This is a genomic window from Noviherbaspirillum sp. (genome assembly GCF_035627455.1).
GTDB lineage: Bacteria > Pseudomonadota > Gammaproteobacteria > Burkholderiales > Burkholderiaceae_D > Noviherbaspirillum.
Genome location: NZ_DASPLS010000081.1, coordinates 1 through 6963 on the forward strand (window position 1 = coordinate 1; position 6963 = coordinate 6963).

At 62.1% G+C, this 6963-nt stretch carries 5 protein-coding genes and 1 pseudogene; all 6 read right to left on the minus strand.

The window, feature by feature from the left end; genetic code table 11:
• Positions 1 to 602, minus strand: a pseudogene (locus tag VEC01_RS15530) (hypothetical protein); the annotation flags it as partial.
• 53 nt (positions 603 to 655) lie between these two features.
• The gene (locus tag VEC01_RS15535) at positions 656 to 1102 is read right to left on the minus strand and encodes a PA2169 family four-helix-bundle protein (RefSeq protein WP_324901812.1); all 447 of its coding nucleotides are present in this window, start codon (positions 1100 to 1102) and stop codon (positions 656 to 658) included.
• 22 nt (positions 1103 to 1124) lie between these two features.
• Positions 1125 to 1838 (minus strand): DUF4142 domain-containing protein, encoded by a 714-nt coding sequence (locus tag VEC01_RS15540; RefSeq protein WP_324901813.1) that lies wholly within the window; start codon positions 1836 to 1838, stop codon positions 1125 to 1127.
• Positions 1839 to 2215: 377 nt separating this feature from the next.
• On the minus strand, positions 2216 to 3781 hold the full coding sequence (locus VEC01_RS15545; protein WP_324901814.1) for a SpoVR family protein: 1566 nt from the start codon (positions 3779 to 3781) through the stop codon (positions 2216 to 2218).
• Complete coding sequence (locus tag VEC01_RS15550) at positions 3778 to 5043, minus strand: YeaH/YhbH family protein (protein WP_324901815.1); 1266 nt, start codon at positions 5041 to 5043, stop codon at positions 3778 to 3780. The genes VEC01_RS15545 and VEC01_RS15550 overlap by 4 nt, the downstream gene beginning before the upstream one ends.
• A 284-nt stretch (positions 5044 to 5327) precedes the next feature.
• A partial coding sequence (locus VEC01_RS15555; RefSeq protein WP_324901816.1) for a PrkA family serine protein kinase occupies positions 5328 to 6963 on the minus strand: 1636 nt, incomplete at its 5' end.

The window sequence follows — 6963 nt, forward strand, 5'->3', positions numbered from 1 at the left end:
GGCTTGCTGACATACAGGATTTCTTCCGGCGCATGCGCCTTCACGAATTCGGTGAGTACCTTGCGGCCGTAATGCTTCGGGTCCTTGATGCCGCTGTGCAGCTTGCCATCGGAAAAGGTACCGGCGCCGCCTTCGCCGAACTGCACGTTCGATTCCGGATTCAGCTCGCGCTTGCGCCACAAGCCCCAGGTGTCCTTGGTGCGTTCGCGCACCACCTTGCCGCGTTCCAGGATGATCGGCCGAAAGCCCATCTGCGCCAGGATCAGCGCGGCGAAAATGCCGCAGGGGCCGAAACCGATCACGACAGGCCGGGATTTCAGTTCCGCCGGCGCCTGCGCCACATATTTGTAGCGGGTGTCGGGCGCAATGCCGACCTGCGCTTCGCCCTGCAGGCGCGCCAGCACCTTGGCCTCGTTCGCGACCTCGACGTCGAGCGTATAGACGAGCGTGATCTGGCTGCGCCGGCGCGCGTCATAGCCGCGGCGGAAAATGGTGAAACCCAGCAGGTCGCCGGCGCCGATCTTCAGGCGGGCAAGAATCGCGGCCGGCAGGTCGGAGGGGGGATGGTCGAGCGGGAGGATGACGTTGGTAAGTCGCAGCATGCATGAAACCTTTAGGCAGGCCGCTATTTTACCGCACGGACATCCTCGGTCCCCTATGCCCGGTACTGGTCGCGCAAGCTTTTCACCGCGTCATGATTGCGCTGCACGCCCTCGAATTGCTTCTCGACCACCTCGCGCACATCGAGAGGCAGGCTGCGGCCGAGCGCATTGCGGTAGCTCGCGACCGCGATGTCCTCGCCGCGCTCGCACTCCTGCAGCACCGCGCGGTCGTCCTTGCCGGTCACCAGCGCCTTGATGTCGAGCCAGCGGCGATGCACCGCGCCGCCCAGGCTGCTGCTGTTTTCCGGGTCGCCGCCGTACCTGCGCACCAGTTCCTGCAGTTCGCGGACGGCAACCGCGCAGGCCTGCGCGCGATTCGAGAAAAACGTCCTGAGCTGCGGGTCGGAGGCATCGGCGGCGCAGGCATAAAAGCCCTCTTCGCCGTCCTTGCTGGTTTCAATCAGGTCGTTAAGGATGGAAATGATGTTGTCGGTGTTCATGCCTGCTCCTGCCTGGTCCGCGTCACTGCTTGCCCGGGCTGGTGCTGTTGGAGGAGCCCGAAGTACCGGAAACGCCGGACTTTCCGGCGCCGCCCGAGGAGCCGCCGCCGCTGGAAGTGCTCGACGTGCCGGCCGGCCCCATCGATCCGGACAGGCTGGCTGCCGATCCGGTCACATCCTCCGCCATCGTCAGGTGCTGTTCGATAATCGGCGTCATCTTCGCGGCCAGCGCCTTCAGGTCCGGATCCGTGGCGCGGCTCTGCATGCGCTCCAGCAGGCGATGGGTATTGCGATGGTCGGAGAGCCCGCCCTGTGCCAGGTAGCGCTTGTCGAAGTTGTCGCCCTGCAAGGAAGACAGTTTCTTCGCCGCCGCCTTGTGCTTGCGGTCCGGCTCGGTGGGCAGCGTCACGCCCTTGGCCTGCGCCAGCTGCTCCAGCTCCTTCTGCGCCTGGGTATGGTCGTCGACCATCTTTTGCGCGAAGTTGCGCACCTGGTCGTTCTTCGACTGGCTCAGCGCGATCTTGCCGGTTTCGATTTCCGCGAGATTGGACTGCGCCATCTCGCGCATCAGGTTTTCATCCGCGCGGCTGAGCTTGCCGCCGGCCTTCTGTCCGGCGCCGGCGCCTTGCGTGGCCGACGTGCTGCCGCTCTGCGCCTGCGCCGCGGGAGGCAGGCCGAACAGGCACGCCAGCAGAGCGGCCCCGAGCAAGCGGTTGAGATTCTTTCGTTCTTGCATTTCGCGTCTCCTTCGGGAAGATGATGGCAATCGCCAGGGGCTGGCACGGGTGGATGCCTGGACTGCGTAAGGCAATGAGCATGCCAGTGACGTTGCGGGTGAAGGCGGGCTGCGGGTGCGGGAGAGGGGTGGAAGAGGCTACAGCAGTGCGGAAAAAATTACAGCGATGGACAGGTCATCGGATTGGCGGGGGGAAAAAAAATGCCAAAGCTTTCGCTTTGGCAAAAGTCTTGCCGGATTGCTCCGGCAAGCGCCCATCCGAAAAAAGACAGCTCAGCCGGTTTGCGCAGGGCACCGCACGCCATGCGGCGCTCCCCTTTCCGGCGGCACCCCCGCAAACCTTGCATCCATTCCCGGTCCTTCCCCTGCAGCGTCAGTCAGTTGCGCTGCCTCTTTTCGCATTTGCATTCGATGCTGTTCAACACCCGCCCTTCCGGATCGACCGTTTCCAGAATCACATCGAAGCCCCACAGCCGCGCGACATGCTTCAGCACTTCGTCGGTCTGGTTGTTCAGCGGCCGGCGCAGGTACTGGTTGTGGCGCAGGGTCAGCGCGCGGTGGCCGTGGGTGTCGACCGACCATACCTGGATGTTCGGCTCGCGGTTGTGCATGTTGTACTGCCCGGCAAGCTGTTCGCGCAGGTAGCGGTAGCCGGCGTCGTCGTGGATCGCCGAGATCTGCAGCTTGTCCTTCCTGTCGTCGTCCAGCACCGCGAAGAAGTGGAAGTCGCGGATCAGCTTGGGCGACAGGTATTGCGAGATGAAGCTTTCATCCTTGAAGTTGCGCATCGCGAAGTCGAGCGTCTTCTTCCAGTCGCTGCCGGCGATGTCCGGGAACCACTGCCGGTCTTCCTCCGTCGGGTTTTCGCAGATGCGGCGGATGTCGCGCATCATCGCGAAACCGAGCGCATATGGGTTGATGCCGTTGAAGTACTTGCTGGTGACCGGCGGCTGGTACACCACGTTGGTGTGGCTCTGCAGGAATTCCATCATGAAGCCGTCGCCGACCACGCCTTCGTCGTACAGCTGGTTGAGAATCGTGTAGTGCCAGAACGTCGCCCAGCCCTCGTTCATCACCTGGGTCTGGCGCTGCGGATAGAAGTACTGCGAAATCTTGCGCACGATGCGCACGATCTCGCGCTCCCAGGGCTGCAGCAGCGGTGCATATTTCTCGATGAAGTACAGCAGGTTTTCCTGCGGCTCGGCCGGGAAGCGGCTCGGCGCCTGCTCTGCCACGACCTCGGCTTTCCTGGGCAGCGTGCGCCACAGGTCGTTCACCTGAGACTGCAGGTAGCGCTCGCGCTCTTCCTGGCGCTCGCGCTCCTTCGACAGCGACAGCTTGGCCGGGCGCTTGTAGCGGTCCACGCCGTAGTTCTGCAGCGCGTGGCAGGAATCGAGCAGCAGTTCCACCGCCTCGATGCCGTAGCGCTGCTCGCATTCGGCGATGTAGTTTTTCGCGAACACCATGTAGTCGATGATCGCTTCCGCATCGGTCCAGGTGCGGAACAGGTAATTGCCCTTGAAGAAGGAGTTGTGCCCGTAGGACGCGTGCGCGATCACCAGCGCCTGCATCGTCAGGCTGTTCTCTTCCATCAGGTACGCGATGCAGGGGTTGGAGTTGATGACGATCTCATACGCCAGCCCCATATGGCCGCGGCGGTAGCTCTTTTCCGTGGACAGGAAGTGCTTGCCGAAGGACCAGTGCGCATACGACACCGGCATGCCGACCGACGCGTAGGCATCCATCATCTGCTCGGCGCTGATGATCTCCAGCTGATTCGGATAGGTGTCGAGGCCGAAGCCTTCGGCGACGCGGCGGATTTCACCGTGCGCCTGCTCGATCAGGTCGAAGGTCCATTCCGACTGCTCGGGCAGTCGGACCGGCTTGCTCGCCTTCTTCCGGCCGGTCTTCTTCGCTGGCGCTTTGTTGAGGACTTTGATCATTTCGGTTGCTTCTTGAACAGTTCACGGAATACCGGATAGATATCCGCCGGCGACTCGATCTTCTGCATCGCGAAGTGCGGATGGTGATCCGGGATCTGCGCATACTCGTGCCACAGGTTCTGCGGTTCGCCGTCGGTGATCTCGACATACGCGTAGTACTGCACCATCGGCATGATCTTCTGCACCAGCAGCTCGCGGCAGGTCACCGAGTCGTTGTCCCAGTTGTCGCCGTCCGAGGCCTGCGCGACATAGATGTTCCAGTCGCTGGTCGCATAGCGCTCGTTGATCACCTTGTTGAGCAGGTGCAGCGCCGACGACACCACGGTGCCGCCCGACTCGCGCGAATTGAAGAACTCGTCTTCCGTCACTTCGGTCGCCTGCGTGTGGTGGCGGATGAACACCACCTCGATCTTTTCGTAGGCGCGCTCGAGGAACAGGTAGAGCAGGATGAAGAAGCGCTTGGCGGCATCCTTCTTCGCCTGGTCCATCGACCCCGACACGTCCATCACGCAGAACATCACCGCCTGGCTGGACGGCTTGGGCACCTTGATGCGGTTGCTGTAGCGCAGGTCGATCGGATCGAGGAAGGCGATGCCGTCCAGCTTGGCGCGCAGGTGGTGGATCTCCTTGCGCAGCGCCAGGATGCGATGATCGTCCTCGAACGTGGTCTTGAGCAGCTCGTTCATCTCCTGCTCGGCCTCGCGCAGCCGCTTGCGCGACTTCGCGCCGACCGCGATGCGGCGGCCGATCGCGCCGCGCATCGAGCGCAGCACGTGGATGTTGGTCGGCGTGCCGGAGATGGTGTAGCCGGCGCGCTGGTTCTTGAACTCGGTGATCGAGGTGAGCTGGGTCTTGACCAGGTTCGGCAGCTCCAGGTCCTCGAAGAAGTAGTTCATGAACTCTTCGCGCGTGAGCTCGAAGGTGAAATCGTCCTCGGTTACTTCTTCGCTGTTGCCCGCCTTGCCCTTGCCGGCGCCGTTGCCGCCCTTGGGCCGTTGGATCTGGTCGCCTTTCTGGTACTGTTCGTTGCCCGGCCGGACCACTTCCCAGACGCCGCCATGCGTATGGCCGAACGTGGGCTCGTTGATGTCCTTGACGGGGATGGTTACTTTTTCGCCTTTCTCGACATCCTTGATCGAGCGGCCCTTGATGGCGCGTGTCACGGCGTCCTTGATCTGCCCCTTGTAACGCCTGAGAAAGCGTTCGCGGTTCACAGCGGACTTGTTCTTTCCCTGCAGGCGCCGGTCGATGAGGTGAGCCAAAGTGCCTCCTGAAACTGTATGGGCGTTGTTGTCTCCCTCTCAGGTTCGGAGAGAGGGACTGTCCTGCGGCAGCCGGCCGGCTCCCTCCCCCTAGCAGGGGGATGAAGGCGGGGTTTCGCAAAGCATGCTTTGCGCCGCCTTCATCCGACCCGCTTGCAAGCGGGGAGGTGGACGGGTTGGGGTGGGGGTAGGGAGGTTGGCAATCGCAATCCGCAGCGCGGCCGCACCGCCCCTCGCCGGGCGCCCCCATCCCGACCTTCCGTGAAGCGCAGGGTACTTCTACATCACGACGACTTGCGAACCCGCAGGTACCATTCGCACAGCAGGCGCACCTGCTTGGCGGTGTATCCCTTCGCCACCATGCGCGACACGAATTCCTGGTGCTTGTTCGCGTCGTCGGCGCTGGCCTTCGCATTGAAGGAAATCACCGGCAGCAGCTCTTCGGTATTCGAGAACATCTTCTTCTCGATCACCGTGCGCAGCTTCTCGTAGCTGGTCCAGGCCGGGTTCTTGCCGTTGTTCTGCGCGCGCGCGCGCAGCACGAAGTTGACGATCTCGTTGCGGAAATCCTTCGGGTTGGAAATCCCGGCCGGCTTCTCGATCTTTTCGAGCTCGCTGTTCAACGACTCGCGGTCGAAGCTTTCGCCGGTGTCCGGATCGCGGAATTCCTGGTCCTGGATCCAGAAGTCGGCGAAGGTCACGTAACGGTCGAAAATGTTCTGGCCGTACTCGGAGTAGCTCTCGAGGTACGCCGTCTGGATCTCCTTGCCGATGAACTCCACATAGCGCTGCGCCAGGTACTCCTTGATGTAGGACATGTACTTCTGCTCGGTCTCGGGCGGGAACTGTTCGCGCTCGACCTGCTGTTCCAGCACATACAGCAGATGCACCGGGTTGGCGGCGACCTCGGTATTGTCGAAGTTGAACACGCGGGACAGGATCTTGTACGCGAAACGGGTCGACAGGCCGTTCATGCCTTCGTCCACGCCGGCGTAGTCGACGTATTCCTGGCGCGACTTCGCCTTCGGATCGGTGTCCTTCAGGTTCTCGCCGTCATACACCTGCATCTTCGAGAAGATGCTGGAGTTTTCCGGCTCCTTCAGGCGCGACAGCACCGCGAACTGCGCCATCATCTTCAGCGTGCCCGGCGCGCAGGGCGCCTTGCCGAGCGAGGAGCTGGTGATCAGCTTGTCGTAGATCTTGATCTCTTCCGACACGCGCAGGCAGTACGGCACCTTCACGATGTAGATGCGGTCGAGGAATGCCTCGTTGTTCTTGTTGTTGCGGAATGCCTTCCACTCGGATTCGTTCGAGTGCGCCAGCACGACGCCGTCGAACGGGATCGCGCCGAAACCTTCGGTGCCCTTGTAGTTGCCTTCCTGCGTCGCGGTCAAGAGCGGGTGCAGCACCTTGATCGGCGCCTTGAACATTTCGACGAATTCCATCAGGCCCTGGTTCGACAGGCACAGGCCGCCGGAGTAGCTGTAGGCATCCGGATCGTCCTGCGAGTAGTCTTCCAGCTTGCGGATGTCGACCTTGCCGACCAGGGAAGAAATGTCCTGGTTGTTTTCATCGCCCGGCTCGGTCTTGGAGATCGCAATCTGCTTGAGCACGGAGGGGTAGCGCTTGACTACGCGGAACTGGTTGATGTCGCCGTTGAACTCGTGCAGGCGCTTGACTGCCCATGGGCTGGGGATGGTCTTCAGGTAGCGGCGCGGGATGCCGTAATCCTCTTCCAGGATCGCACCGTCTTCCTCGGCGTTGAACAGGCCGAGCGGCGACTCGTTCACCGGCGAGCCCTTGATGCAATAGAAGGGAACATGTTCCATCAGCGACTTGAGCTTTTCCGCGATGGAGGATTTGCCGCCGCCGACGGGACCGAGCAGGTAGAGGACCTGCTTGCGCTCTTCGAGGCCTTGC

Excerpts from the sequence above, each read along its gene's own strand:
- VEC01_RS15535 (WP_324901812.1), bottom strand. The coding sequence starts at position 1,102 with ATGAACACCGACAACATCATTTCCATCCTTAACGACCTGATTGAAACC.
- VEC01_RS15540 (WP_324901813.1), bottom strand. The coding sequence starts at position 1,838 with ATGCAAGAACGAAAGAATCTCAACCGCTTGCTCGGGGCCGCTCTGCTG.
- VEC01_RS15545 (WP_324901814.1), bottom strand. The coding sequence starts at position 3,781 with ATGATCAAAGTCCTCAACAAAGCGCCAGCGAAGAAGACCGGCCGGAAG.